This is a genomic window from Hydrogenophaga sp. FG152 (assembly GCF_057809615.1).
In genome coordinates, this window is the sequence record NZ_JBMDKH010000002.1 from 220,400 (window position 1) to 246,325 (window position 25,926).

Annotated in this window: 22 protein-coding genes; 14 read left to right on the forward strand and 8 right to left on the reverse strand. The window is 69.1% G+C overall.

Annotated features, from left to right (window positions below; translation table 11 throughout):
• The first annotated feature begins 2 nt into the window (after positions 1–2).
• The 14 genes from ACODTB_RS03820 to ACODTB_RS03885 all read left to right on the forward strand — a co-directional run bounded on the left by ACODTB_RS03820 (position 3) and on the right by ACODTB_RS03885 (position 17,568).
• A complete protein-coding gene (locus ACODTB_RS03820; protein ID WP_291118090.1) occupies positions 3–1,736 on the forward strand; it encodes a peptidoglycan D,D-transpeptidase FtsI family protein in 1,734 nt (577 codons plus the stop codon).
• Positions 1,736–3,280: a UDP-N-acetylmuramoyl-L-alanyl-D-glutamate--2,6-diaminopimelate ligase gene (locus ACODTB_RS03825; protein WP_291118093.1), complete on the forward strand. Its 1,545-nt coding sequence runs from the start codon at positions 1,736–1,738 to the stop codon at positions 3,278–3,280. The genes ACODTB_RS03820 and ACODTB_RS03825 overlap by 1 nt, the downstream gene beginning before the upstream one ends.
• Positions 3,277–4,695, forward strand: coding sequence for a UDP-N-acetylmuramoyl-tripeptide--D-alanyl-D-alanine ligase (locus ACODTB_RS03830; RefSeq protein ID WP_488929110.1), 1,419 nt, complete (start codon positions 3,277–3,279; stop codon positions 4,693–4,695). The genes ACODTB_RS03825 and ACODTB_RS03830 overlap by 4 nt, the downstream gene beginning before the upstream one ends.
• A complete protein-coding gene (gene mraY, locus ACODTB_RS03835) occupies positions 4,685–5,863 on the forward strand; it encodes a phospho-N-acetylmuramoyl-pentapeptide-transferase (RefSeq protein WP_291118099.1) in 1,179 nt (392 codons plus the stop codon). Before ACODTB_RS03830 ends, mraY begins: the two co-directional genes overlap by 11 nt.
• Positions 5,860–7,743 (forward strand): Mur ligase family protein, encoded by a 1,884-nt coding sequence (locus tag ACODTB_RS03840; RefSeq protein WP_291118103.1) that lies wholly within the window; start codon positions 5,860–5,862, stop codon positions 7,741–7,743. Before mraY ends, ACODTB_RS03840 begins: the two co-directional genes overlap by 4 nt.
• Before the next feature lie 74 nt (positions 7,744–7,817).
• Positions 7,818–9,074, forward strand: coding sequence for a putative lipid II flippase FtsW (ftsW, locus tag ACODTB_RS03845; RefSeq protein ID WP_291118120.1), 1,257 nt, complete (start codon positions 7,818–7,820; stop codon positions 9,072–9,074).
• Positions 9,075–9,160: 86 nt separating this feature from the next.
• The gene (gene murG / locus ACODTB_RS03850) at positions 9,161–10,234 is read left to right on the forward strand and encodes an undecaprenyldiphospho-muramoylpentapeptide beta-N-acetylglucosaminyltransferase (RefSeq protein ID WP_291118122.1); all 1,074 of its coding nucleotides are present in this window, start codon (positions 9,161–9,163) and stop codon (positions 10,232–10,234) included.
• Positions 10,231–11,640, forward strand: coding sequence for a UDP-N-acetylmuramate--L-alanine ligase (murC, locus tag ACODTB_RS03855; protein WP_291118106.1), 1,410 nt, complete (start codon positions 10,231–10,233; stop codon positions 11,638–11,640). The genes murG and murC overlap by 4 nt, the downstream gene beginning before the upstream one ends.
• The gene (locus ACODTB_RS03860; protein ID WP_291118108.1) at positions 11,637–12,602 is read left to right on the forward strand and encodes a D-alanine--D-alanine ligase; all 966 of its coding nucleotides are present in this window, start codon (positions 11,637–11,639) and stop codon (positions 12,600–12,602) included. Before murC ends, ACODTB_RS03860 begins: the two co-directional genes overlap by 4 nt.
• 16 nt (positions 12,603–12,618) lie before the next feature.
• Positions 12,619–13,425, forward strand: coding sequence for a cell division protein FtsQ/DivIB (locus ACODTB_RS03865; protein WP_291118111.1), 807 nt, complete (start codon positions 12,619–12,621; stop codon positions 13,423–13,425).
• 13 nt (positions 13,426–13,438) lie between these two features.
• On the forward strand, positions 13,439–14,668 hold the full coding sequence (gene ftsA / locus ACODTB_RS03870) for a cell division protein FtsA (protein ID WP_291118114.1): 1,230 nt from the start codon (positions 13,439–13,441) through the stop codon (positions 14,666–14,668).
• 201 nt (positions 14,669–14,869) lie between these two features.
• A complete protein-coding gene (gene ftsZ / locus ACODTB_RS03875; protein ID WP_382154587.1) occupies positions 14,870–16,078 on the forward strand; it encodes a cell division protein FtsZ in 1,209 nt (402 codons plus the stop codon).
• Positions 16,079–16,452: 374 nt separating this feature from the next.
• Positions 16,453–17,376 carry a UDP-3-O-acyl-N-acetylglucosamine deacetylase gene (lpxC, locus tag ACODTB_RS03880; RefSeq protein ID WP_291119273.1) on the forward strand — a complete coding sequence of 308 codons (924 nt, stop codon included), beginning with the start codon at positions 16,453–16,455 and terminating at the stop codon, positions 17,374–17,376.
• 18 nt (positions 17,377–17,394) lie between these two features.
• Positions 17,395–17,568: a hypothetical protein gene (locus ACODTB_RS03885; protein ID WP_488929111.1), complete on the forward strand. Its 174-nt coding sequence runs from the start codon at positions 17,395–17,397 to the stop codon at positions 17,566–17,568.
• 16 nt (positions 17,569–17,584) lie between these two features.
• Here the strand turns inward: ACODTB_RS03885 and ACODTB_RS03890 are convergent, their stop codons facing one another.
• From ACODTB_RS03890 to ACODTB_RS03925, 8 genes are all read right to left on the reverse strand, one after another.
• Positions 17,585–19,129 carry a PAS domain-containing protein gene (locus ACODTB_RS03890; RefSeq protein ID WP_291119279.1) on the reverse strand — a complete coding sequence of 515 codons (1,545 nt, stop codon included), beginning with the start codon at positions 19,127–19,129 and terminating at the stop codon, positions 17,585–17,587.
• Positions 19,130–19,161: 32 nt separating this feature from the next.
• Positions 19,162–19,710, reverse strand: a complete 549-nt coding sequence (gene ruvC, locus ACODTB_RS03895) for a crossover junction endodeoxyribonuclease RuvC (RefSeq protein WP_291119282.1) — start codon at positions 19,708–19,710, stop codon at positions 19,162–19,164.
• 11 nt (positions 19,711–19,721) lie between these two features.
• On the reverse strand, positions 19,722–20,714 hold the full coding sequence (locus ACODTB_RS03900) for a phosphatidate cytidylyltransferase (RefSeq protein WP_291119286.1): 993 nt from the start codon (positions 20,712–20,714) through the stop codon (positions 19,722–19,724).
• Positions 20,715–20,718: 4 nt separating this feature from the next.
• A complete protein-coding gene (locus ACODTB_RS03905) occupies positions 20,719–21,315 on the reverse strand; it encodes a lysophospholipid acyltransferase family protein (RefSeq protein WP_488929112.1) in 597 nt (198 codons plus the stop codon).
• 133 nt (positions 21,316–21,448) lie between these two features.
• Positions 21,449–22,195: a monofunctional biosynthetic peptidoglycan transglycosylase gene (gene mtgA, locus ACODTB_RS03910; RefSeq protein ID WP_291119291.1), complete on the reverse strand. Its 747-nt coding sequence runs from the start codon at positions 22,193–22,195 to the stop codon at positions 21,449–21,451.
• An 11-nt stretch (positions 22,196–22,206) separates the two neighbouring features.
• Positions 22,207–23,076 carry an energy transducer TonB gene (locus tag ACODTB_RS03915; protein ID WP_291119294.1) on the reverse strand — a complete coding sequence of 290 codons (870 nt, stop codon included), beginning with the start codon at positions 23,074–23,076 and terminating at the stop codon, positions 22,207–22,209.
• Positions 23,077–23,110: 34 nt separating this feature from the next.
• Positions 23,111–25,186: a ribonuclease catalytic domain-containing protein gene (locus ACODTB_RS03920; protein WP_291119296.1), complete on the reverse strand. Its 2,076-nt coding sequence runs from the start codon at positions 25,184–25,186 to the stop codon at positions 23,111–23,113.
• 109 nt (positions 25,187–25,295) lie between these two features.
• Positions 25,296–25,907 (reverse strand): YqiA/YcfP family alpha/beta fold hydrolase, encoded by a 612-nt coding sequence (locus ACODTB_RS03925; protein ID WP_291119298.1) that lies wholly within the window; start codon positions 25,905–25,907, stop codon positions 25,296–25,298.
• Positions 25,908–25,926: the final 19 nt, after the last annotated feature.

The window sequence follows — 25,926 nt, forward strand, 5'->3', positions numbered from 1 at the left end:
CCATGGGCCGCAGCATCAACTACTCCGCGAGCCCCCTGCTGGCCAGCCGCACCCCGGTGTGGCGCAGCAAGTTCATCGTGGCCGCGCTGGCCGTGGCTTTCGCGGGCCTGGCCGGCCGCGCCGCCTACGTGCAGGTGTTCGGCAACGACTTCTTCCAGCGCCAAGGTGAAGTGCGCTTCGCGCGCACGCTGGAGCTGCCGGCCAACCGCGGCCGCGTGCTCGACCGCAATGGCCTGATCCTCGCGTCCAGCGTGGTTGCGCAAAGCATCTGGGCGATTCCCGAAGACGTGGACCGCGCCGAGCCCAAGCTGCGCCAGCTCGCCAAGCTGCTCGAGATGCCGCTGGCCGACCTGCGCAAGCGCCTGGCCGATGACGACAAGACCTTCGTCTGGATCAAGCGCCAGGTGGACGATCCGGTGGCCAAGGAGATCGCAGCGCTCGGCATCAGGGGCATCTACCAGCGCCGCGAGTACAAGCGCCAGTACCCCGAGGGCGAGGCTGCTGCGCACGTGGTGGGTTTCACCAACGTGGAAGACATCGGTCAGGAAGGCGTGGAACTTGCGTTCAACCAGCAGCTGGCCGGCAAGAGCGGCTCGCGCCGCGTGATCAAGGACCGGCTCGGCCGCGTGGTCGAGGATGTGCGCGACGTGGTGCCGCCGGTGGACGGCCCCGACCTGCAGCTGTCCATCGACAGCAAGGTGCAGTATTTCGCGTACCAGAAGCTCAAGGACGCGGTGCTGGCGCACAAGGCGCACGCCGGCAGCGTGATCGTGCTCGACACGGTCTCGGGTGAGGTGCTGGCCCTGGCCAACTACCCCAGCTACAACCCCAACCGGCGCCAGAACCTCACGGGCGAGCAGCTGCGCAACCGCGTGCTCACCGACAGTTTCGAACCCGGTTCGACCATGAAGCCCTTCATCGCCGCGCTGGCGCTGGAAAAGGGCCTGGTCACGCCCAACACCCCCATCCACACCGCGCCCGGCCGCATCACCATCGGCGGCTCGACGATCAGCGACTCGCACCCGAACGACGTGCTCACCGTGTCCCAGGTGATCCAGAAGTCGAGCAACGTGGGCACGGTCAAGATGGCCATGCAGATGAGCCCGCGCGAGATGTGGGAAACCTACGCGCAGGCCGGCTTCGGCCAGAAGCCGCAGGTGCCGTTCCCTGGTGCGGTCACGGGCCGCCTGCGCCCCTACAAGACCTGGCGCCCGATCGAGCAGGCCACCATGAGCTACGGCTACGGCCTGTCGGCCTCGCTGTTCCAGTTGGCGCAGGCCTACACCATCTTCGCGCGCGACGGCGAGCTGATTCCCCTGACCTTGCAGAAGTCCGACACCCAGACCGCCGGTGTGCGCGTGTTCAGCGCGAAGAACTCGATCGCCGTGCGCCAGATGCTCGGCCTGGCCGCCGGCCCGGGCGGCACCGGATCGCGCGCCCAGACCATGGGTTATTCGGTGGGAGGCAAGAGCGGCACCGCGCACAAGCAGGAAGGCAAGGGTTACGCCGAGAAGAAGTACCGCAGCTGGTTCGTGGGCCTGGCGCCGGTGGAAGCGCCGCGCATCGTGGTCGCGGTGATGATCGACGAGCCCAGCAACGGGCAGTACTTCGGCGGCCTCGTGGCCGCGCCGGTGTTCAGCGAGACCGTGCAGCAGACCTTGCGCATCCTCGGCGTGCAGCCCGACATCAACGTGAAGCCGCAGATCGTCACCCACGTGGTGGAGGAGTCGTTCTGATGCTGCGCACCATCCAGGACCCCCAGGCCGTGGCCGACTGGCTGCGCGAGCGCGGCGTGCGTGCCCTGCACTGCGACAGCCGCCGCGTGGGCGCGGGCGATGGTTTCGTGGCCTGGCCGGGTGCGGCCACCGACGGGCGCCGCTTCGTGGCGGGCGCGCTCCAGGCCGGCGCCGCCGCGGCACTGGTGGAGCACGAGGGCGCATCAAGCTATGGCTTCGACGACGAACGCGTGCTGGCGGTGCCGGGCCTCAAGGCCTCGGCCGGCGCGATCGCCAGCGTGTTCCACGGTATGCCGAGCGCCGCCCTCGACATGGTGGCCATCACCGGCACCAACGGCAAGACCTCCACCGCCTGGTGGACGGCGCAGTTGCTGTCCTTCTGCGCCAAACCCTGCGCGGTGATCGGCACGCTGGGCATGGGGCGCCCGCCCCAGCCCGGCCAGGCGGAACGACCGCTGGTCGCCACCGGCCTGACCACGCCCGACCCCGTCATGCTGCAGGCCGAACTGCGCCGCTTCGTCGACACCGGCCTGAAGGCCTGCGCCATCGAGGCCTCGTCCATCGGCATTGTCGAAGGCCGGCTCAACGCCACGCAACTGCGCGTGGCCGTGTTCACCAATTTCACGCAGGACCACCTCGACTTCCACGGCAGCATGGAGGCCTACTGGACCGCCAAGGCCGGGCTGTTCGACTGGCCGGACCTGGCCAGCGCGGTGGTCAACATCGACGACGCCCGCGGCGCGGACCTGGCCGCCACGCTCGCCCGCCGGGGGCTGGACCTCTGGACCGTGGCCATCGAAGCCGGCCACCACGGCCGCGCGCGCCTGTTCGCGCAGGATCTGGCCTTCACCGACAGCGGCATGGCCCTGCAGGTCGGCGAGCGCGATGCGCGCGGCCGCACCCTGGCCCAGCACGCGCTGAGCCTGCCGCTGGTGGGCCGCTACAACCTGTCCAACCTGCTGTGCGTGCTGGCCAGCGCGCGCGCCCTCGGCGTGCCCCTGGCCGACGCCGTGCAGGCCTGCGCCGCGCTCACGCCCGTGCCCGGCCGCATGGAGCAGGCCGCGGTCGGCCAGCCTGGCCAGCCGCTGGTGCTGGTGGACTACGCGCACACGCCCGACGCACTCGAAAAGGCCCTGCAAGCCCTGCAACCGCTGGCGCGCCAGCGCGGCGGCGCGCTCTGGGTGGTGGTGGGCTGCGGCGGTGACCGCGATGCCGGCAAGCGTCCGCTGATGGCCGCGGCCGCCGAGCGCGAGGCGCAGCGCCCGGTGCTCACCAGCGACAACCCGCGCAGCGAAGACCCGATGGCCATCCTGCGCCAGATGGTGGCGGGTCTGTCGTCTTCCGATGCCGCGCTGGTCGAACCCGACCGCGCCCAGGCCATCGCCCTGGCGGTGGCGCGCGCCGACGCGCGCGACGTGGTGCTGATCGCCGGCAAGGGCCACGAGGACTACCAGGACGTGATGGGCGTGAAGAAACCATTCTCCGATCTGCAGCAAGCTCGCGCCGCGCTGGCGCAGCGCCATGGACAGGGGGCTCACGCATGAAGACCCTGGGCCAGCTCCTGCCGCAGCTGGACGGCGCCCGCGTGGTCGGCCAGCCTGATCTGCCGTTCACCCGCGTGCACACCGACACCCGCAGCCTGCAGCCGGGCGACCTCTTCGTGGCCCTGAAGGGCGAGCGCTTTGACGCACACGACTTCCTGCCGCAGGCGAAAGGGCAGGGCGCGCTGGCCGCCATCGCCCACCAGGGCCTGGCCGAGGCCGGCCTGCCCGGCGTGGAAGTGCCCGACACCCGGCGCGCGCTCGGCGAGCTGTCGCGCCGCTGGCGCAGCCAGTTCGACCTGCCGCTGATCGCCGTGACCGGCAGCAACGGCAAGACCACGGTCACGCAGATGATCGCGTCCATCCTGCGCGCCGCCGAGGGCGAGGCCGCGCATGCCACCCAGGGCAACTTCAACAACGACATCGGCGTGCCGCTCACCCTGCTGCGCCTCACCGCCGCGCACCGCCTCTCGGTGGTGGAGTTGGGCATGAACCACCCGGGCGAAATCGCCGAACTCGCCGCGTTGGCGCTGCCCACGGTGGCGCTGGTCAACAACGCGCAGCGCGAGCACCTGGAATTCATGGCCACGGTGGAAGCCGTGGCACGCGAGAACGGGCAGGTCATCCAGGCGCTGGGCGCCGACGGGGTGGCCGTGTTCCCGAGCGACGACACCTATGCCCCGCTGTGGCGCGAGTTCGCCGGAGCGCGGCGGATCATCACCTTCAGCGACCGCGACGAGGCCGCCGATGTGAAGGCGCTCAAGACCGAATGGGCCGAAGGCGCGTGGGCGCTGAGCTTCGCCTCGCCGCTGGGCGAGGCCGCGGTGCGCCTGCGCATTGCCGGCCGCCACAACGTGCGCAACGCCCTGGCGGCCACCGCCTGCGCCCTGGCCGCCGGAGTGCCGCTGGACGCCGTGGTGCGAGGCCTGGACGCGTTCGAACCGGTGGGAGGGCGCTCGCGCGCCCTCGCGCTGCGCGTGAACGACCGCCACGTCACCCTGATCGACGACACCTACAACGCCAACCCCGACTCGGTGCGTGCCGCCATCGACGTGCTGGCCGAGCTGCCCGCGCCGCGCCTGCTGGTGCTGGGCGACATGGGCGAGGTCGGTGAACAGGGCCTGGCGTTCCATGACGAGGTGCTGCGCCACGCCCTGGCGCGCGGCATCGAGGCTGTGCATGTCGCGGGCGACTGGATGCGCCAGGCCAGCGAGCCCCTGCCCAAAATCATTCATTGGGTCGAAGTGCCCGCCATGGCCGGCGCCGTCTGCGCTGCTGTGACCGACGACCGGCCGGTGTTCCGCAGCGTGCTCGTCAAGGGCTCGCGCTTCATGCGCATGGAACGCGTGGTGCAGGCGCTGCTGGCGCTGGACCCCACTCAAACAAGAGACAAGAAGGACAACGCCCATGCTGCCTAGCCTGGCCCTCTGGCTGCAAGGCCTGTCGCCCGAATTCGGATCCCTGCGGGTGTTCCAGTACCTCACCTTTCGCGCCGTGATGGCGGCCATGACCGCGCTGCTGGTCGGCCTGGTGGCGGGCCCGTATTTCATCCGCCGACTGGCCGCGCTCAAGATCGGCCAGCCGATCCGCGAGTACGCCATGCAGACCCACCTGAGCAAGGGCGGCACGCCCACCATGGGCGGCGTGCTCATCCTGTTCTCGATCGCGCTGTCCACGCTGCTGTGGTTCGACCTCACCAACCGCTTCGTGTGGATCGTGCTGCTGGTGACCCTGGGTTTCGGTGCCATCGGCTGGGTGGACGACTGGCGCAAGGTGGTCCACAAGGACCCGGAAGGCATGCGTTCGCGCGAAAAGTACTTCTGGCAGTCGGTGATCGGCCTGGTGGCCGCGTTCTACCTGGTGTTCAGCGTGTCCGAGTCCAGCAACCTGCGCGTGCTCGAACTCTTCGTCGCCTGGGTGCGCTCGGGTTTCAGCGTGGACCTGCCGCCGCAGGCCGGCCTGCTGGTGCCCTTCTTCAAGGAAATCAGCTACCCGCTGGGCGTGTTCGGTTTCGTGATCATGACCTACCTGGTCATCGTCGGTTCGAGCAACGCCGTCAACCTCACCGACGGCCTCGACGGCCTGGCCATCATGCCGGTGGTCATGGTCGGCTCGGCGCTGGGCGTGTTCGCCTATGTCACCGGCAACACGGTGTTCGCGCGCTACCTGCTGCTGCCGCACATCCCCGGTGCGGGCGAGCTGCTGATCTTCTGCGCCGCCATGGCCGGCGCGGGCCTGGCCTTCCTGTGGTTCAACACCCACCCGGCGCAGGTGTTCATGGGCGACGTGGGTGCACTCGCGCTGGGCGGCGCGCTGGGCACCATCGCCGTCATCGTGCGCCAGGAAATCGTGCTCGCCATCATGGGCGGCATCTTCGTGGTCGAGGCGCTGTCGGTGATGCTGCAGGTGAGCTGGTTCAAGTACACCAAGCGGCGCTACGGCACCGGTCGTCGCCTGTTCCAGATGGCGCCACTGCACCACCACTTCGAGAAAAAGGGCTGGAAGGAGACGCAGGTCGTCGTGCGCTTCTGGATCATCACCATGCTGTTGTGCCTCGTGGGGCTGTCCACACTGAAACTGCGATGAACGAACAGCACGTCCTCATCCTCGGTCTGGGTGCCTCCGGCCTGTCCATGGCGCGCTGGTGCGTCCGCCAGGGTGCGCGCGTGACCGTGGCCGACACGCGCGAGACGCCACCCCAGCTGGCGGTGCTGCGCGCCGAGTGCCCGGACGCCAGCTTCGTGGCCGGCCCGTTCGACGACACGCTGCTGGCGCGCGCCGAATGGAACCTGATCGCGCGCAGCCCGGGCCTGGCGCCCGAGATGCTGCAGGACGTGTTCGGCTGGGCGACGGAGCGCGGCGTGGCCGTGGTCGGTGAGCTCGACCTGTTCGCCCGCGCCCTGCGCGAACTCTCGCAGCGCGCGCGCCTGCCGTACAAGCCCAAGGTGCTGGCCATCACCGGCACCAACGGCAAGACCACCGTCACCTCGCTCACCGGCCTGCTGCTGCAGCGCGCCGGCCTGAACGTGGCGGTGGCCGGCAACATCGGCCCGGCCCTGCTCGATGTGCTGTCCACCGCGCTCGACACCGAAGCGGTGGCGCAGGCGGCCGACGACGAACGCGCGGCGGCCGAAGAAGCGCAGGCGCAGGCCGAAGCGCAGGCCCAGGTGGCCACGCAGGCCCCCGTGGCCGTCGAAGCCGAGGCGGCGCCCGAGCAAGACGCGGATGCCGCGATCGACGAGGCCGATGAAGCCGTGGCCCCGGCAGACGCCGAGGCAGAAGACGAAGGCCCGACCCAGCTCGTGCCGCCGCCCCTGGAACCCCCGCAGCCGGCGCACCTTCCCCAGGCCTGGGTGCTGGAACTCTCCAGCTTCCAGCTCGATCGCACCGCCGGCGGCGACTGGGACGGCGTGCCCACCGCGGCCACGGTGCTCAACCTCACCGAAGACCACCTGGACTGGCACGGCAACATGGCCGCCTACGCCCTGGCCAAGAAAGCGGTGTTCGGCGCGCAGGCCCTGATGCTGCTCAACCGCGACGATGCGCTGGTGATGGGCATGCAGCCCGGCCTGGTGACCGTGAAGGTGGGCAACCGCAACCGCCAGCAGAGCGCGCGTCCCTGGGCCAGCTTCGGCCTGGACGCGCCCACCCGCGCGGGCGACTGGGGCATCGAGTCGGTCAATGGCATGGCCTGGCTGGTGCGCGCCCTGGCGCTGGACGAAACGCGCAAGCCGCGGCGCCGTGTCGCCGGGCCGCCCCAAGACACGGCAGCCCCCTCGGGGGGCAGCGCAGTACGCGAAGCGACAAGCGTGGGGGTCCAGTCAAGCGCCGAAGAAGAGGAAGAGATCTATTACCAGCGCCTCATGCCCGTGGACGCGCTGCGCATCCGTGGCCGCCACAACGCGGCCAACGCCCTGGCCGCGCTCGCGCTGGCCACGTCCACCGGTGCCGCGCTCGGTCCCATGCTGCACGGCCTGCGCGAGTACCGCGGCGAGCCGCACCGCGTGGAACCCGTGGCCATCCTCGACGAGGTCGAATACTTCGACGACAGCAAGGGCACCAACGTGGGTGCCACGCTGGCGGCCGTGCGCGGTCTGGGCGTGGACCGCCGGCTCGTCGTCATCCTGGGTGGCGATGGCAAGGGTCAGGACTTCCTGCCGCTGGCCGAGCCGCTGGCCCGCTTCGCGCGCGCCGTGGTCTACATCGGCCGCGACGCCGGCCGCATCCGCGAGGCCGTGGGCGCCGCGCTGCAGGAGGCCGGCGTGCCCCAGTTCGACGCCACCACGCTGCCCGACGCCGTCGCGCTCTGTGCGCAGCAGGCCCGCGCGGGTGATGCGGTGCTGATGTCGCCGGCCTGCGCCAGCCTGGACATGTTCGACAACTACATGCACCGCGCCCGCGTGTTCGTGGAAGCGGTGCACGCCCTGGCCGCCGAGCAGGGCCTGAGCCTGGAGGGGGGACTGTGAAGAGGAAAACCACCGCCGCCGCCCAGGCCAACCGCGCGCCCTGGGGCGAACGCATTCGCGCCGCCCTCGCGGGCATGGTGCCGCGTTGGCCCGGCCGCGACCTTGCGGGCGCGCTCGCCGGCGGCGGCTCACGCGACGACCTGCCGGTGCGCCTGTCCAACCGCACCTACGCCGGCACGCGCAACGTCGCGGTGCGCGAACTCGGTTTCGACCAGCCCCTGCTGTGGGTGGTGGTGGCGCTGCTCGCCTGGGGCCTGGTGATGGTGTATTCCGCCTCCATCGCGCTGCCCGACAACCCGCGCTTCCAGAACTACGCCCACACCCACTTCGTGCTGCGGCATGGCATTTCCATGGTGATCGGCGTGATCGCGGCCATGGTGGCCTTCCAGTTCCCGCTGCGCTCGTGGGAAAAGATGGCGCCCTGGCTGTTCGCGCTGGCGCTGGTGCTGCTTGCGCTGGTGCTGCTGCCCTTCATCGGCCGGGGCGTGAACGGCGCGCGCCGCTGGATCTCGCTGGGCATCATGAACTTCCAGCCTTCCGAACTCGCCAAGCTGGCCGTGTTGCTCTACGCCGCCAGCTACATGGTGCGCAAGATGGAGGTCAAGGAACGCTTCTTCCACGCCGTGGCCCCGATGGCGGTGGCCGTGGGCGTGGTCGGCATGCTGCTGCTGGCCGAGCCCGACATGGGCGCCTTCATGGTGATCGTGGTGATCGCCATGGGCATCCTGTTCCTGGGCGGCGTGAACGCGCGCATGTTCTTCCTGATGGCGCTGGTGGTGGTGGGCGCATTCGCGCTCATGGTCATGACCAGCGAGTTCCGCCGCCAGCGTGTCTTCGCCTACCTCGACCCCTGGAGCGTGGAGCACGCCCTGGGCAAGGGCTACCAGCTCTCCCATTCGTTGATCGCCTTTGGCCGGGGCGAGATCTTCGGCGTCGGCCTGGGCGGCAGCGTCGAGAAGTTGCACTGGCTGCCCGAGGCGCACACCGACTTCCTGCTCGCCGTGATCGGCGAGGAGTTCGGCCTGCTCGGCGTGGTGGTGCTGATCGCGCTGTTCCTCTGGCTCACGCGCCGCATCATGCACATCGGCCGCCAGGCCATCGCGCTCGACCAGGTCTTCGCCGGCCTGGTGGCGCAGGGGGTGGGCCTGTGGATGGGCTTCCAGGCCTTCATCAACATCGGCGTGAACCTGGGCGCGCTGCCCACCAAGGGCCTGACGCTGCCCCTGATGAGTTACGGCGGCTCGGCCATCCTGCTGAACCTGGTGGCCATCGCGCTCGTGCTTCGCGTGGACTACGAAAACCGCCAGATGATGAAGGGAGGGCGGTCGTGATGAGCGCAGCGCTGGGCCGCCCCGAGCAAGCGAACGCCCCCCTGGGGGGCAGCGACCCGCGTCAGCGGCGCAGCGTGGGGGCTGGCATGCTGCCCTGCGCCCTGATCATGGCTGGAGGCACCGGCGGCCACATCTTCCCCGGCCTGGCCGTGGCCGAAGCCTTGCGCGAGCGCGGCTGGCGCGTGCACTGGCTGGGTGCACCCGGCAGCATGGAGAGCCGGTTGGTGCCGCCGCGCGGTTTCGCGCTGGAAACCATTGATTTCGGTGGCGTGCGTGGCAAAGGGCTGGTCACGGTCGCGCTGCTGCCGCTGCGCCTGCTGCGCGCCTTCTGGCAGTCGCTGCAGGTGGTGCGCCGCGTCAAGCCCGACGTGGTCGTGGGCCTGGGCGGCTACATCAGTTTCCCCGGCGGCATGATGGGCGTGCTCGCCGGCAAGCCGCTGGTGCTGCACGAGCAGAACTCGGTGGCCGGCATGGCCAACCGGGTGCTGGCCGGTGTGGCCGACCGCGTGTTCACCGCCTTCCCGAACGTGTTCAAGAAGGGCGAATGGGTGGGCAACCCCCTGCGCACGCCTTTCCTGCGCCAGGCCGCACCGGCCGAGCGCTTCGCCGGCCGCAGCGGCCCGCTGCGCCTGCTGGTGGTGGGCGGCAGCCTGGGCGCGAAGGCGCTCAACGACGTGGTGCCGCAGGCGCTGGCGCTGCTGCCCAAGGTGCAGCAGCCGCAGGTCACGCACCAGAGCGGCGAGAAGCAGATCGATGCGCTGCGCGCCAACTACATCGCCGCCGGCATCCACGCCGAGCTCACGCCCTTCATCGACGACACCGCGCAAGCCTTCGCCGACGCCGACCTCATCGTCTGCCGCAGCGGCGCCAGCACCGTGACCGAGATCGCCGCCGTCGGCGCGGCCGCGCTGTTCGTGCCGTTCCCCTCGGCGGTCGACGACCACCAGACCACCAATGCCCGCTTCCTGGTGGATGCCGGCGCCGCCTGGCTGGTGCCCCAGACCGAACTCACCCCCCAGCGGCTCGCGCAAACCCTGCAGACCGTGCAGCGCGAGCAACTGGTGGCCATGGCCACCCAGGCCAAACAGATGCAAAAGACCGAAGCCGTGGCGGCCGTGGTGTCCGCCTGCGAGCAACTCGCGAAAGTCCCGAATCCATGAAGCACGCCATCCGTCACATCCACTTCGTCGGCATCGGTGGCGCCGGCATGAGCGGCATCGCCGAGGTGCTGCTCAACCAGGGCTACCGCATCTCCGGCAGCGACCTGGGCGAGAGCACCGTCACACGCCGGCTGGTGGCGCTGGGGGCCCAGGTGTTCGTGGGCCACGACGCCGCGAACATCGAGGGGGCCGACGCCATCGTCACCTCGACCGCGGTGAAGGAAGACAACCCCGAGGTGGTGGCCGCGCACGCCAAGCTCGTGCCGGTGGTGCCGCGCGCGGTGATGCTGGCCGAGCTGATGCGCATGAAGAAGGGCGTGGCCATCGCCGGCACGCACGGCAAGACCACCACCACCAGCCTGGTGGCCAGCGTGCTCGCGGCGGCCCAGCTGGATCCGACCTTCGTGATCGGGGGGCGCCTGAACAGCGCGGGCGCGAACGCCCAGCTGGGGTCGGGCGAGTACATTGTGGTCGAGGCCGACGAATCCGACGCCTCCTTCCTCAACCTGCTGCCGGTGCTCTCGGTCGTCACCAACATCGACGCCGACCACATGGACACCTACGGCCACGACTTCGGCAACCTCAAGTCCGCCTTCGTGGACTTCCTGCACAAGATGCCGTTCTATGGCGCGGCCGTGGTGTGCGTGGACGACGCGGCGATCCGCGAGATCCTGCCGCGAATCGCGCGGCCCATCACCAGCTACGGCTTCGCGGAAGACGCCCAGGTGCGCGCGATCAACGTGCGCGCCGTGGACACGCAGATGCACTTCACCGTGCAACGCCGCAACGGCGTGGAGCTGCCCGACCTGGACGTGGTGCTCAACCTGCCCGGCAACCACAACGTGCTCAACGCCCTGGCCGCCATCGGCATTGCGGTGGAACTGGGCGTGCCCGACGAGGCCGTGCGGCAGGCGCTGGCCGAGTTCAAGGGCGTGGGCCGGCGCTTCCAGCGCTACGGCGAAGCCGCACTGCCCTCGGGTGGCAGCTGCACCGTGGTGGACGACTATGGCCACCACCCGGTGGAGATGGCCGCCACGCTGTCGGCCGCGCGCGGTGCCTACCCGGGCCGTCGCCTGGTGCTGGCCTTCCAGCCGCACCGCTACACCCGCACGCGCGACTGCTTCGAAGACTTCGTGAAAGTCATCGGCCAGGCCGATGCCGTGCTGCTGGCCGAGGTGTACGCGGCCGGCGAAGCCCCCATCGTCGCGGCCGATGGCCGCTCGCTGGCGCGCGCGCTGCGCGTGGCCGGCAAGCTCGAACCCGTGTTCGTGGACGACATTGCCGCCATGCCACAGGCCGTGCTCGACAACGCGCGCGACGGCGACGTGGTGCTCTGCATGGGCGCGGGCACGGTGGGCGCGGTGGCCGGTCGCGTGATCGAGCTGGCGCAGGGAGCAACCGCATGAAACAGGAGAGTGCAATGACGGTGGATGCCAGGTCGCTTGGCAAGGTGGCCGTGCTGATGGGCGGCCGCTCGGCCGAACGCGAGGTGTCGCTCATGTCGGGCAACGGCGTGTTGGCCGCGCTGAGATCGAAGGGCGTCGATGCGCATGCGTTCGACCCGGCCGAGCGCGAGATGGGCGAACTCAAGCGCGAAGGCTTCCAGCGCTGCTTCATCGCGCTGCACGGCCGCTTCGGTGAAGACGGCACGGTGCAGGGGGCCCTGGAGCTGATGGGCATTCCCTACACCGGCCCCGGCGTGATGGCCTCCAGCGTGGCCATGGACAAGCTCATGACCAAGCGCATCTGGATCGCCGAAGGCCTGGCCACGCCGGCCTGGCGCCAGGTGCACAGCGCCGACGAGACCCTGGCCGCGTTCAAGGCGCTGGGCTCGCCCATGATCGTCAAGCCCGTGCGCGAAGGCTCCACCATCGGCCTGACCAAGGTGACCAGCGAGGCGCAATGCGCCGCCGCCTACGAGCTCGCCGCCAGGCTGGACCCGCTGGTGATGTGCGAGCAGTTCATCGCGGGCGACGAGGTCACCTGCCCGGTGCTGGGCACGGGCGCCGACGCGAGAGCCCTGCCGGTGATCCGCATCGTGGCGCCCGAAGGCAACTACGACTACCAGAACAAGTACTTCACCGACGACACCAAGTACCTCGTGCCCTGCGGCCTGCCCGAAGGTGAAGAGGCCGCCATCCAGGCGCTGGTGCTCAAGGCCTACCTCACGCTGGACTGCCGCGGCTGGTCGCGCGCGGACGTGATGATCGACGCCAAGACCCGCAAACCCTGGCTGCTGGAGATCAACACCTCGCCCGGCATGACAGGCCACTCGCTGGTGCCGATGTCGGCCAAGGCGGCGGGCCTGTCGTACGAAGACCTGTGCGTGGCGCTGCTGGCCACCGCCTCGCTGGACCACGCGGCCTGAGCCCAGGAACACCACCATGCCCAGCACCGAACTGCCCCTGGACGTCAAGCTCATGACCGTGGTCACGCACGTCCTGGTCGCGGTGTTCGCCGTGCTGAGCCTGGGCCTGTTCACCACCTGGCTGGTGCGCCATCCGATCTGGTCGGTCAAGGCCATCGCCGTGCACGGCGATGTGGCGCACCAGAACGCCGTGACCTTTCGCGCCCAGCTCTCGTCGCAGATGAAGACGCGGCTGAACGGCAGCTTCCTCACCGTGGACCTGCAGCAGGTGCGCCAGCTGTTCGAGTCCGTGCCCTGGGTGCGCAAGGCCGTGGTGCAGCGCGAGTTCCCCAACCGCCTGCGCGTGACGCTGGAAGAGCACCAGGCCGTGGCCTGGTGGGGCGAGTCGGGCTCGGGCCAATTGGTCAACCGCCTGGGCGAGGTGTTCGATGCCAGCCCCGACGACAGCGACGGCCTGCCAGAACTGGCCGGCCCGGTCGAGAAGTCGGCCCAGGTATGGTCGCTCTACCAGTTGCTGGAAGCCGAGCTTGGCCGCCTCGACCTGGGCCTGGAGCGGCTCGAACTCACCGAGCGCGGCACCTGGCGCGCCAAGCTCGACAGCGGTGCCCAGGTGGAACTGGGCCGCGGCACGCCCGACGAACTGCTGGCTCGCACGCGCCGCTTCACCGGCACGCTGGCCCAGCTCACCGAACGTTACGCAGGCGCACTGCAGTCCGTGGACCTGCGTTACCCCAATGGTTACGCGCTGCGCCTGCGCGGCGTGACCACCGTCATCGACACGCCGCCCGGCGCCACACAACCCCGTACGCAACCCCGTAGGTAATCAAGAAGCAATCATGGCCAAGGAATACAAGGATTTGGTGGTCGGACTCGACATCGGCACCGCCAAGATCATGGTGGTGGTCGCCGAGGTCCAGTCCAACGGCGAACTCAAGCTCGCGGGCCTGGGCGTGTCGGCCAGCCACGGCCTGAAGCGGGGCGTGGTGGTCAACATCGACGCCACGGTGCAGAGCATCCAGCAGGCCTTGAAAGAAGCCGAGCTGATGGCCGACTGCCGCATCGCGCGCGTGTACACCGGCATCACCGGCAGCCACATCCGCGGCATCAATTCCAGCGGCATGGTGGCCATCAAGGACCGCGAGGTCAGCGCCACCGACGTGGCGCGCGTGATCGAGACCGCCAAGGCGATCAACATCTCCACCGACCAGCGCCTGCTGCTGGTGGAACCGCAGGAGTTCGTGATCGACGGCCAGGAGGTGAAAGAGCCGATCGGCATGAGCGGCATCCGCCTGGAGGCCAAGGTGCACATCGTCACCGGCGCGCAGAGCGCGGCCGAAAACATCATCAAGTGCGTGCGCCGCTGCGGGCTGGAAGTGGACCAGCTCATGCTCAACCCGCTGGCGTCCAGCCAGGCCATCCTGACCGACGACGAGAAGGAACTCGGCGTGGCGCTGGTGGACATCGGCGCGGGCACGACCGACGTGGCGATCTTCTCGGGCGGCGCGATCCGCCACACGGCGGTCATCCCGATCGCGGGCGACCTGATCACCAGCGACATCGCCATGGCCCTGCGCACGCCGACCAAGGACGCCGAGGACATCAAGGTGGAGAGCGGCTGTGCCAAGCAGTTGCTGGCCGACCCGGACACGCAGGTGGAAGTGCCCGGGCTGGGCGATCGCGGCCCGCGCATGCTCAGCCGCCAGGCGCTGGCCGGCGTGATCGAGCCGCGCGTGGAAGAGATCTTCTCGCTGGTGCAGCAGGTGCTGCGCGATTCCGGCCATGAGGAAATGCTGTCCTCGGGCATTGTGCTCACGGGCGGCAGCGCGGTGATGCCGGGCATGGTCGAGCTGGGCGAGGACATCTTCCTCAAGCCGGTGCGCCGTGGCATTCCGAACTACACCAGTGCCCTGTCCGACATGGTGGCGCAGACGCGCGCGGCCACGGTGATGGGACTGCTCGAAGAGGCGCGCCTGGCGCGCGTGCGCGGGCACAAGGTGGCGCAGAAAGCGGGCTCGATGCAAGGCGCACTCGAGCGGGTCAAAAACTGGTTTGTGGGGACCTTCTGATGAACAACGCGAACACGCTGTCTTCGAGCCCGGCCCTCACGCCGGCCAACGCCGTGAGCCTGGAACGCCACCAGCGAGGGCGGTGCACCGAATGCACCGGGCCGCCTGGATGAGCCCTCGCCATTCCCCGATTCCGCAGATTTTTTGTATTGACAGATTGCCCGGCGACACCGTTCCAAGGGCCACAAAAGGAGCTTCCAAATGAGCATCGAAATGATCGAAGTTGAAGAATTCAACCAGGGCACCCAGATCAAGGTCATCGGCGTGGGCGGCGGCGGCGGCAACGCGGTCGAGCACATGATCTCGCGCAGCGTGCAGGGCGTGGAATTCATCTGCGCCAACACCGATGCGCAATCGCTCTCGCGCAGCGCCGCGCACAAGACCATCCAGCTCGGCACCAGCGGCCTGGGCGCGGGCAGCAAGCCCGAGAAAGGCCGCGACGCGGCCGAAGTCGCGGTGGACGACATCCGCGAAGCCATCGCTGGCGCGCACATGCTGTTCATCACCGCCGGCATGGGCGGCGGCACCGGCACCGGCGCGGCTCCCGTGATCGCCCGCGTGGCCAAGGAAATGGGCATCCTCACCGTCGGCGTGGTCACCAAGCCGTTCGACTGGGAAGGTGGCCGCCGCATGACCAACGCCGACAGCGGCCTGGCCGAGCTCGAAGCCAACGTGGATTCGCTGATCGTGGTGCTGAACGAGAAGCTGCTGGAAGTGCTGGGTGACGACGTCACGCAGGACGAGGCCTTCGCCCACGCCAACGACGTGCTCAAGAACGCCGTGGGTGGCATTGCCGAGATCATCAACGAGTACGGCAACGTGAACGTCGACTTCGAGGACGTGCGCACCGTGATGGGCGAGCCTGGGAAGGCGATGATGGGCACGGCCGTGGCCGCCGGCCCGGATCGCGCGCGCATCGCCGCCGAGCAGGCCGTGGCCTGCCCGCTGCTGGAAGGCATCGACCTGTCGGGTGCCAAGGGCGTGCTGGTGCTGGTGACGGCGGCCAAGGGTTCGCTCAAGCTGTCGGAGTCCAAGCTGGCGATGAACACGATCCGCGCCTACGCTTCGCCGGAAGCGCACGTGATCTACGGTGCCGCTTACGACGACGCCCTGGGCGACGAGATGCGCGTGACGGTGGTGGCGACGGGCCTGTCGCGCCAGGGTGTGCGCCGCACGGCGCCTCCGCTGCAGGTGCTGCGCACCGGCACCGACAACGTGCCGTTCAATGTGCCGACCGTGAACGCCGCTGTGGGTGGCCCGGGTGCGGCTCAGCCGGACTACAACTCCATGGCGGTGCCAAGCGTCTGGCGCACCAACCGCACCCAGGCCGCAGCCAAGGTGGATGCGCTGGCTTCCGGTGGCATGGACGATTTCGAGATTCCTGCTTTCCTGCGCAAGCAGGCGGACTGAGTCTCCTCCCGGGGCTTGCTTGCCTGCACTTCGCGGGCTCGTGGACCCCGGGCGCTCTGCTCCGCGGGTGTCCCCCGGCGGCTGGTGCCGCCTCCTCCTTTACCCCGCTGCGCAGAACGCCCGGGTTCCACGAGCCGGAAGAGAAGATGGCATGCACACGGTTCTGCACCCAATAGGTCAGCGGTGATCGGGGTGGCCGGCGCAGCGGGGTAAAGGAGGAGCCCGTGGCGCAGCCACGGGCGGGGGACACCCGCGGAGCCGGCCACCCCGGTCGCCGCTGACCGTCTCAGCCGGAGAAAAAGAAAAAAGCCTTCCTATCAAGGCCATCAGCTTTCTAAACCATGTTCTGGCGCCCGGAAAACTACAATTCAAGGATGCTTGCCCAACGCACCCTCAAATCCCTGACCAAGGCCGTCGGTGTCGGCCTGCACAGCGGTCAGCGGGTGGAGCTGACGCTGCGGCCGGCCGCGCCTGACACGGGCATCGTGTTCCGCCGGGTGGACCTGTCCGCGCCGGTGGAGATCCCGGTCAACGCCGGGGCGGTGTCCGACACCCGCCTGGCCTCTACCATCTCCAACGGCGGCGTCAAGGTGCACACCATCGAGCACCTCATGAGTGCCTGCGCCGGCCTCGGCCTGGACAACCTGTACGTCGACATCACGGCCGAAGAAGTGCCCATCCTCGACGGCTCCTCGGCCTCCTTCGTCTACCTGTTGCAAAGCGCTGGCATCGTGATGCAGAGCGCGCCCAAGCGGTTCATCCGCGTCACCAAACCGGTGGAAGTGCGCGAAGGCGAGGGCCGCACGCTCAAGTGGGCGCGGCTTGACCCCTTCCACGGCTACAAGCTGGCATTCGAGATCGAGTTCAACCACCCGGCGGTGAACTCCACCGGCCAGCGCGTGGAGTTCGACTTCGGCAGCGGCCAGTACGCGCGCGAGATCGCCCGCGCCCGCACCTTCGGTTTCACGCGCGACGTGGAAATGATGCGCTCCAACGGCCTGGCCATGGGCGGCGGGCTGGACAACGCCATCGTGATGGACGACGTGAAAGTGCTCAACGCCGACGGCCTGCGCTACCAGGACGAGTTCGTCAAGCACAAGATCCTCGACGCCATGGGCGACCTCTACATCGTGGGCAAACCGCTGCTGGCCGCCTACAGCGCCTTCCGCAGCGGCCACGCGATGAACAACCAGCTGCTGCGCGCCCTGCTGGGCCAGCCCGACGCCTACGAGATCGTGAGCTTCGAACACGAGCGCGAGGCCCCGCGCGGCTTCGCCCAGCTCGCACCGGCCTGGTAAGCTCCACCGCCACCTCCCATGCTGCTGTTCCGCTGGACCGTGATGCTGCTGCTGGCAGCCGGCGTGTGTTTTGCCTTCTACATCGGCACCGGCCAGGCGCGTTACCGCACCTGGGGCATCGTGATCCTGAAGTGGACCGTCATCGCGGCCCTGGGCTTCTTCGGCGTCCTCGTGCTGGAGCGCCTGCTCTAACCAGATCGCCGTTCAGTCAATGCGATGGCGGCTCGGTCACCGGCCGCACGAAGGCGCTGAAGAGCTGCAGCTCGCTGGTGTGGATCAGGCCGATCTTCATCTCCACCTCCATCTCGCGACCCTGCCGGTCCACCACCGTGCGCCGCAGCAACCGGCCCGTGAACGGCGCCTTGCCGGTGGTGTGGAAATGCGCCAACGCCTTCACGAAAGCGATGTGGTATCGCTCGGGCAGGATGGTGTCGGCCAGCGATTCGCCGCGCACCTCCTGGCGCTTCCAGCCAAACAGTGTTTCGGCCGCGGCGTTCCAGTCGGTGATGCAACCGTCGAAATCGATGCCGATGAAGGCTTCCTGCGCGCTGTCGATCACGGTCTGCACACGCTCTTCGTTGGCGCGCAGGTCGTCCACCGTCTCGCGCAGTTCGGCGGTGCGCTCGCTCACGCGCCGCTCCAGCGCGGCATGGTTCTGGCGCAGCTCGGCTTCGTTGGTCTGCAGGCTTTTCACCAGCGAGTTGAAGGCGTTGCCGAGCATCGCGACTTCGCGGTAGGCCGCGGTGGTGGGCGCTTTCACCGCGTACCCGGCCTCGATGCCGCGTGCCACGTCGGTCAGGTCGAGCAGGGGCCGCGTGATCAGGCGCGCCACCAGCCAGCCCAGCAGGGAGAACAGCAGTGCCGCCGCGATGCCGCCGAGCAGCATGCGCCGGTGCAACTGGTTCACCGGGGCGTAGGCTTGGTCCAGCGTCTGCCGCACGAGCACGCGCCAGCCCAGGCCGGCGTAGGTGTCGAAGCCGTTGTCGCGCGTGTGGCCCACGAGGTAGCGCTGGCCATCGGGCCAGGTTTCCGTCGCATGGCCTGATTCGCCGCGCCCTGCGGCTTCCACGCTCGGCACCTTCAGCACCGTGCCTTGCAGGTCCTTGGGACCGAGCAGCACCGCGCCGGTTGTCGAGACGATCAACAGGTCGACGCTGCGGTGGCGGCTCACGGGGGTGAAGATCGCGTCCTGGATCTCGCTGGCCCAGTTCCACGACAGGTGCACGCCCAGCACGCCCGTGGTCTGGCCGGCCGCATCGGTCAAGGGAAAGGCGATGTCGACGAAGCGCATCGGCGCGCTGCCCGAGCTGCCTTCCAGCTGGACCAGCGGCAGGGCATCGTGCACGTCGCCCAGGGGCTGGCCATCCAAGGCGTTGCGAAACCAAGGTTGCGCCGACACATCCACCCCTTCGAGCATGCCGCGCGTGGCGGTGCGCACCACGCCCGAGGTGTCGGTCACGCCGATCCAGGCATAGTGCGGGTAACTGGTCTGAAGGGCTTCGATCTCCCGGCGAATGGTGTCGATGTCGGTTTGGCCGCTCAGGCGCTGGGCGATCAGGCGCACCTCGCGGTAGCGCGCGAACATGGCGCGGTCCAGCCGGCTTGCAGTCTGCTGCGCCAGCTCGGTCAGGTTGGCGCCGATGGCTTCGCGCACCTGGTTGCTCGCGGCGCGGTCGCTGAACAGCGTCAGGCTCAAGGTGAGCAACAGCGACAGGACCGTGAACGCAATGGCGAGCCAGGCCCCCAGGCTCAAACGGCGCAATGGCGAAGAACCCTCCACGCCCATCAGTACACCCGGCCTGCCTTGTAAGTGGCGTGGGTGCGTGCCTGTTGGGTGGAGACCTTGTTGATCGCCGCCAGGGTGCGGCTCACCTGGGCGTGGGTGATGGCCAGGCCGAGCGCGTCGGCGGCGTCCTTGCCGGGCAGGCCGGGCAGGCGCAGCAAGCGCTTGACCATTTCCTGCATTTGCGGTTTGCCGGCCCGGCCGTTGCCGGCCACGGCTTTCTTCAACTGCAGCGCGGTGTACTCGGCCACCTCCAGCTTGTTGGCCACGAGGGCCGTGAGGCAGGCACCGCGTGCCTGGCCCAGCAGCAACGTGGCCTGGGGGTTGACGTTGACGAACACGATTTCACAGACCGACATCTGGGGCTGGTAGCGCGCCACCACCTCGGTGATGCCATCGAACAGGATCTTGAGCCGCTCGGGCAGCAGGGCGCCGTCCTTCGGGCTGGTCTGGATGGTGCCGCTGGCCACGTAGTGCAGGGCAGCGCCTTCGGTGTCGATCACGCCGAAGCCGGTGCACTGCAGGCCGGGGTCGATGCCGAGGATGCGCATGGTGGAAGGTCTCAAAGGTCGAAGGTCCAGCGCACCGAATGGAAGAACACGGGCGCGGCGAAGCACAGGGCGTCCACGCGGTCGAGCAGGCCGCTCGCACCGGTGACCGAGCGGCCCGCGAGGCCCCAGTGGGTCACGCCGCGGTCGCGCTTGATGGCCTTCATGACCAGGTGGCCGAAGCTGCCGGCCACACAGGCCACCAGGGCCATGGCCAGCGCGGGCAGGGGCTTGAAGGGCGTGAAGCCGGAGAGCACGGCGCCCAGCAGGCCGCCGGCGAGCAGCCCCAGGGCCCAGCTGCGCCAGTGGAAGCTGCCGCTGATGGCGGGTGCCACCGGCCGGCGCAGGCCGCGCGCGGCCAGGTGCTGCACCAGCATGCAGGTCTGCACCACCAGCACCAGGAAGAACACCAGGAACGCGGTCTTGCCGACGAAGCCGGGGAAGTTGAGCAGCAGCAGGGCGGGCACGTGGCTCATGCCGTACACGCAGACCATGATGCCCCACTGCAGCTTGGCGTTGCGCTCCAGGAAGCGCTGCGGGTCGTTGCCCAGCGCGCTCACCGCGGGAATGGCGAGGAACACGTAGACCGGGATGAACACGGTGAACAGGTTGAAGCGCTCGGTCCAGACCAGCGCGTACTGGAGCGGCAGCACGATGAAGAAGGCCAGCACCAGGCTGCGGTGGTCGCTTCGGTGGGTGGGCGAGAGGCTGATGAACTCGCGCAGGATGAAGAACGAGACCAGGCCGAACAGCACGATGGCGAAGCCTTCGCCCATGACCCAGCCGACCCAGAACACCAGCATCATCATCCAGGAACTGCGCAGCAGCACCTGGTTGTCCTGCAGGCGCAGGGCGCGCTCGCCGCTGGCGTCGTCGTCGCCCGCGCGGCGCTCCCGCAGTGACAGCAGCACGCCCACGCCGCTGGCGATCAGCAGCAGGCCGAACAGCACCACGAAGACGAGGCTGACCTGCTGGTCGGGGGTGAGGCTGCGCAGGAAGGAGGTCATGGGGTCAGACGTCTCTCAAGGCCATGACGGCCTCGCGCGCCCGTTTCAGGAAATCGGCGCGAGGCTCCTCGGCGCCCAGCACCAGCGGTTCGCCGAAGGTCACCGAGCACAGCACCGGCACCGGCACCACCTCGCCCTTGGGGATCACGCGCTGCACGTTGTGGATCCAGGCCGGCACCAGCACCACGCCGGGAAAGCGCTGCGCCAGGTTGTACAGGCCCGACTTGAAGGGCTGCGGATCTTCCTCATGGCCGCGCGTGCCCTCGGGAAAAAGGATCAGCGAGTCGCCGCTCTCCAGCGCCTGCACCAGCGGCGCCAGCGGATCTTCGTCGCCCTTGCGTTCGCGCTCCACGTACACGGCGTTGAACACCTCGGTGGTGATCCAGCGCTTGAAGTTCGACGCGGTCCAGTAGTCCTTGGCCGCGATCGGGCGCGTGATGCTGCGCAGCTCCTGTGGCAGCGCGGCCCAGATCAGCACGAGGTCGGCATGGCTCTGGTGGTTGGCGAAGTAGATGCGCTGCTCGGCCTTGGGCGGGCAGCCGTACCAGCGCGCCTGCGCGCCGGTGAGCAGGCGCACGAGACCCAGCAGGAATACGCTCATGACGGAGGCAGGAAGCTTCATGGATAGCTTTGCGAGCGAGGTGCCACGTCCAGAGACGCCACGGAACGGGCTTTGCCCGGCCGCAGGCGTCGTCCCCCTTTGGGGGGGAGCCGCGAAGTGGCGCAGGGGGGGCTCATGGCAATGCCACCCCGCCCATGCGGGCCACGATGGTGCCGGTGCGCCTGGCCAGGTAGGCCGAGCCCTGTCGCGTTTCGAAGAACTTGGGCGAGGGCAGCATCACCGCGAGCCGAGCAGCCTCGTGCGGGCTGAGTTTGCCGGCTGGCTTGTTGAAGTAGCGCTGCGAGGCGGCCTCGGCGCCGAAGATGCCCTCGCCCCACTCCACGCTGTTGAGGTAGATCTCCAGGATGCGGCGCTTGTCCAGCAGGGCTTCGAGCATCAGCGTGAGCACCAGCTCCTGGCCCTTGCGCAGCAGCTGGCGTTCGCCGGAGAGCAGCAGGTTTTTCGCAAGTTGCTGCGTGATGGTGGAGCCGCCGACCACCTTGGGCTCGCGCGCGGGCTGGGCGGGCTGGCGCGCGGCGCGCTTTTCGGCCAGCTGCTGGCGGCGCTCGTTCTTCTGCCAGGCGCCTTCTATCGCGCCCCAGTCCACGCCCCGGTGGTCGGTGAAGCCGGCGTCTTCGGAGGCGATCACCGCGCGCTTGAGGTGCGGGCTGATCTGGGCGTCGGGCACCCAGTGGTGCGACCAGCGCCAATCCTTGTCGCTCTGCAGGCTGGCGCCCGCGATGCGCCAGGCCTCGGAGCGCATGAAGGCGGTGCTGGTGGGATCGACCGCAACCATGAGCGCGATGCGCGCCAGAAAGAACAGCTGCAGGGCCAGCCCGGCGAGGACCAGCCACAGCAACCAGCGTCCGAGGGACCTCATGCGGCGTGGACCTATTGCCCGGAGAGCTGGGTCTGCAGCGTCTCGTCGCGCGTGAAGCGGAAGCGCGAGACGACCACGATCTGGTCGGCCTGGCGGCGCATGGCTTCGTTGAAGCGGCCGAACGAGAGGCTGCGCACGATGGCCTGGGCGCGGCGGTCGAGCTGGCTGATGCCCGAGGGCTGCACCACCTCGGTATCGAGCACGGCGCCGTTGTGGTTGACCGTGATGGTCATGGTGAGTTCGCCGTAGAGCTTGCGGCCGCCGACTTCGGGGAAGTTGGTGGTGCCCCGGTCCTCGATCTTGCGGCGCAGCTCGTCGTAGTAGATGGCGTAGACCGCCTCGCGCGTGGCCGGGCTGATGTAGCGCTTCTTGGGCCGCGCGTTTTCTTCGTTGATGCGCTTTTCGATCTCGGCCAGGATCTTCACCAGCGCGCGGCGCTTCTGCTCGCGCTCCGACGAGGCCTGGCTGGGGTTGACCGACTCAGGGTCGGGCGGCGGCATCTTGGCGAGCTCGCGGCGCACCTGGGCCAGCAGGCGGTTCTGCTGCTCACGCAGCATCTCGATGGTGCGCTCGTCTTCTTCGTGCGCGTCGCCGATGCGGGCCACTGTGGTGGGAGGCAGGGGCGAGGTGGCGCGGCCGCGTTCGGCCTCGCCACCGCCGGCCAGCGAGGTCTGCGCGATGGCCGTGGCCTTGTCGGGCCGCTCGTTGCCGCGCGCATTGACGAGGATGACTTCCAGCGGTGTGTCCTGGAACACGCGGTTGAAGCGCTCGGGGTCCACGAAGCGCACCGTGAGCAGCGCGGCGTGCACGGCCACCGACACCCCCAGCGCCAGTTGCAGCGTGCTCAGCTTCTTGAAAAAGGACAGGGCGGACGGCTTCACGCGGGCATTATCCGTGCTGGGCGTCGCCTGGGCCTCAATCCCCTGCCGGGCCGGGCGTTTGGGGGGGCTGGGCGGCGCTTTCGCCCTCGGTTTCGCTGACGTCGATGGCCAGGGCCAGCGGCGCGGCCAGGGCCTCCTCTTCCTCGGTGTCGTCGCCTGCGGTCTCGCCCACGTCGTCCACCGGCAGGTCCAGCCGCTCGGTGACGGTGCCGTGGATGTCGAGCGTGATGTCGTCGATCTCACCCAGCTTCACGCGCACGTGCGCGCCGCGCGGCAGGCCTTCGGCGCCCAGCACCGGCAGCACCAGGGGCAGGGTGTCGGCGCGCACCAGGTTGTCCTTGATCAGGGTGGCGGTGAGCTCGGTGATGCCTTCCTGCCGCAGGTACTGCAGCGTCCAGTAGCGCTCCATGCCGTTCTGGAAGCCGTTGTACGCCGTGTAGGCGGCGTCGAAGGCGCTGATGATGGAGAACAGGTTGGCGTCCTTGGGCTTGAACGGCGCGGCCAGTGCGGCGGTCTTGCCGTGGCGCGCGCAGGCGATGATCTGCCACTGGTTGACGAGGTCCACGTAGCGGCGCAGGGGCGAGGTGCTCCAGGCGTAGCTCTTGACGCCGATGCCCGCGTGCGGCTGCGCCTTGGTGCCCATGCGCACCTTGACGCCGGGCTGCAGGCTGGCCTGGCTGCGGTAGATGCCGGGCACGCCGCAGTCGGCCAGCCAGCTGCCCCAGGTGCTGTTGGCCAGGATCATGGCCTCGGCCACCATCAGGTCCAGCGGGGCACCGCGTTGGCGCGTGCCGATGACCACGCGCTCGTCGCCCTGCGGTTCGTCGCCGCTCACGCCTTCGAGGCGGAAGGTGTAGTCCGGGCGGGTGAAGTTCTCGGGTTTGCCGCGCACGACTTCGCGCTGCGCCTTGAGGTGCAGGGCCAGGCGGAACAGGAAACCCAGCGACGGTTGGAGGGCCGCGATCTCGGTGGGCACATCGGTCGTCGGCGCCTCGCCCGCGAGCCAGGCTTCGGTGATCAGCGTGTCGAGCTGGTCGTGTCGCAGGTTGAGCGCGATCGGCACGCGCTCCAGCGCGGTGCGGCTGCCGGTGACGGCCAGGGTGGCCTCGTCGAAGCTGACGTACAGGGACACGGCGGGGCAGTCGCGCCCGGCCATGAGCGTGTAGGCCTGCACCACCTCGTCGGGCAGCATGGTGAGCTTGTGGCCCGGCATGTAGACGGTGGACAGGCGCGTGCGCGCCACCTGGTCGATGGGGCCTTCCGGCGCCACGGCCAGGCCGGGTGCCGCGATGTGGATGCCCAGCGTGACGCTGCCGCTGCCCAGGCCTTGCAGCGAAAGCGCGTCGTCGATCTCGGTGGTCTGCGAATCGTCGATGGAGAAGGCCTGCACCGGCGCCAGGGGCAGCTCGTCGGCGATGACCGGGGCCTGCAGCGGGGGGAAGCCCGTGCCCTTGGGGAACTGGTCGAACAGGAAGCGCTGCCAGTGGAACTGGTAGGCGCTGCTGATGGCGCCCGCGTTCTGCAGCAGGGTGAGTGGCGCGGTGTGGCTGGTGCGCGCGGCTTCCACCACGGCCTTGTACTCGGGCGCGTTCTTGTCCGGCCGGAACAGCAGTTTGTACAGCTGTTGGCGCACTGGTGCCGGGCAGCTGCCGCCGGCGAGCTCGGCCGCCCAGGCCTCAATCTGCGCCTGCACCTGCTTCTTCTTCTCGATCGCGGCCAGGGCCTGCGCGAGGATATCGGCCGGCGCCTTCTTGTAACGGCCCTTGCCAGCGCGGCGGAAGTAGTGCGGCGCACCTTGCAGGCAGAGGAGCGCGGCCACCTGTTCGGTGATGCCCGCCTTGTCGCTGAAATACTCGTGGGCCAGGTCCGCGAAACCGAACTCGTCCTCGGGCGCGAATTCGTAGGCCAGCTCCAGCTCCATGGTCTCCGCCAGGGCGGTGGCCGCGGGCATCAGCTGGCTGGGGGCGGGTTTTTCGAAGCGCAGCAAGGCATTGGCCGCCTTGACCTTGACGCGTTTGCCGGATTCGAGCTCGACTTGCAGGGAACTTTCGGCCTCGGACAGGAGGCGGCCGGTCAACAGCTTGCCGGCTTCATCAAACAGGATGTGCATGGGCGGGATTGTCCCATGGGGGCGTGGCACGCCGCCGGGCCGTTCCCAAGGCGGGCCAACACCCCCGGGGGGGCAGCGACCCGCGCAGCGGCGGAGCGTGGGGGCGGGTCTACAGGTCCAGGAAATGGAACAGGTCGTCGATGTGGTCGTCGAAGTCGCTGATGGCGTGGTCGCCGCCCTCCAGCAGGCGGGTCGTGCCCCCTGCGCAGAACGCCTGCATTTCGCGCCAGTCCAGCACCTCGTCGCCTTTGGCCACGATGGCGAACTGGCGCCCCGGCGTGGCCGGGTGCAAGGGAGCCAGGCGGGCGATGTCGTCCTGCTGTTGCTGAAGCTCTCCCATGAAGGCCGCATCGACGACGAAGCGCGCCTGCGGGTCGTGCCAGGCGGTCTGTTCTCCGATGTATTTCACCAGGTCGCGCGCGGGAAACACCGCCGGGTTGAGCAGCACCGTGCGGCGGCAGCCGCTCTGCAGCGCCAGCCAGCGCGCGTAGAACCCGCCCAGCGACGAGCCGACCACGCCCATGGTCGCGCGCGGCCAGTCCTGCACGCCGCGCACCACCATGTCCATGGCTTCGCGCGGGGAGGGCGGCAGTTGAGGGCACCACCAGACCACCTGCGGGTGCCGCGCCTGCACGCGCGCGGCGACCTTCTGCGCCTTCATCGATTGCGGCGACGAACGAAAACCATGCAGGTACAACAGGTGGGTGGTGGGGGATGTCATGAGCGAAGGATAATCGGGG

What these genes read in the sequence shown, in the direction of transcription:
- ACODTB_RS03820 (WP_291118090.1), top strand. Translation starts at nt 3, where the DNA reads ATGGGCCGCAGCATCAACTACTCCGCGAGCCCCCTGCTGGCCAGCCGC.
- ACODTB_RS03825 (WP_291118093.1), top strand. Translation starts at nt 1,736, where the DNA reads ATGCTGCGCACCATCCAGGACCCCCAGGCCGTGGCCGACTGGCTGCGC.
- ACODTB_RS03830 (WP_488929110.1), top strand. Translation starts at nt 3,277, where the DNA reads ATGAAGACCCTGGGCCAGCTCCTGCCGCAGCTGGACGGCGCCCGCGTG.
- mraY (WP_291118099.1), top strand. Translation starts at nt 4,685, where the DNA reads ATGCTGCCTAGCCTGGCCCTCTGGCTGCAAGGCCTGTCGCCCGAATTC.
- ACODTB_RS03840 (WP_291118103.1), top strand. Translation starts at nt 5,860, where the DNA reads ATGAACGAACAGCACGTCCTCATCCTCGGTCTGGGTGCCTCCGGCCTG.
- ftsW (WP_291118120.1), top strand. Translation starts at nt 7,818, where the DNA reads ATGGTGCCGCGTTGGCCCGGCCGCGACCTTGCGGGCGCGCTCGCCGGC.
- murG (WP_291118122.1), top strand. Translation starts at nt 9,161, where the DNA reads ATGCTGCCCTGCGCCCTGATCATGGCTGGAGGCACCGGCGGCCACATC.
- murC (WP_291118106.1), top strand. Translation starts at nt 10,231, where the DNA reads ATGAAGCACGCCATCCGTCACATCCACTTCGTCGGCATCGGTGGCGCC.
- ACODTB_RS03860 (WP_291118108.1), top strand. Translation starts at nt 11,637, where the DNA reads ATGAAACAGGAGAGTGCAATGACGGTGGATGCCAGGTCGCTTGGCAAG.
- ACODTB_RS03865 (WP_291118111.1), top strand. Translation starts at nt 12,619, where the DNA reads ATGCCCAGCACCGAACTGCCCCTGGACGTCAAGCTCATGACCGTGGTC.
- ftsA (WP_291118114.1), top strand. Translation starts at nt 13,439, where the DNA reads ATGGCCAAGGAATACAAGGATTTGGTGGTCGGACTCGACATCGGCACC.
- ftsZ (WP_382154587.1), top strand. Translation starts at nt 14,870, where the DNA reads ATGAGCATCGAAATGATCGAAGTTGAAGAATTCAACCAGGGCACCCAG.
- lpxC (WP_291119273.1), top strand. Translation starts at nt 16,453, where the DNA reads ATGCTTGCCCAACGCACCCTCAAATCCCTGACCAAGGCCGTCGGTGTC.
- ACODTB_RS03885 (WP_488929111.1), top strand. Translation starts at nt 17,395, where the DNA reads ATGCTGCTGTTCCGCTGGACCGTGATGCTGCTGCTGGCAGCCGGCGTG.
- ruvC (WP_291119282.1), bottom strand. Translation starts at nt 19,710, where the DNA reads ATGCGCATCCTCGGCATCGACCCCGGCCTGCAGTGCACCGGCTTCGGC.
- ACODTB_RS03900 (WP_291119286.1), bottom strand. Translation starts at nt 20,714, where the DNA reads ATGACCTCCTTCCTGCGCAGCCTCACCCCCGACCAGCAGGTCAGCCTC.
- ACODTB_RS03905 (WP_488929112.1), bottom strand. Translation starts at nt 21,315, where the DNA reads ATGAGCGTATTCCTGCTGGGTCTCGTGCGCCTGCTCACCGGCGCGCAG.
- mtgA (WP_291119291.1), bottom strand. Translation starts at nt 22,195, where the DNA reads ATGAGGTCCCTCGGACGCTGGTTGCTGTGGCTGGTCCTCGCCGGGCTG.
- ACODTB_RS03920 (WP_291119296.1), bottom strand. Translation starts at nt 25,186, where the DNA reads ATGCACATCCTGTTTGATGAAGCCGGCAAGCTGTTGACCGGCCGCCTC.
- ACODTB_RS03925 (WP_291119298.1), bottom strand. Translation starts at nt 25,907, where the DNA reads ATGACATCCCCCACCACCCACCTGTTGTACCTGCATGGTTTTCGTTCG.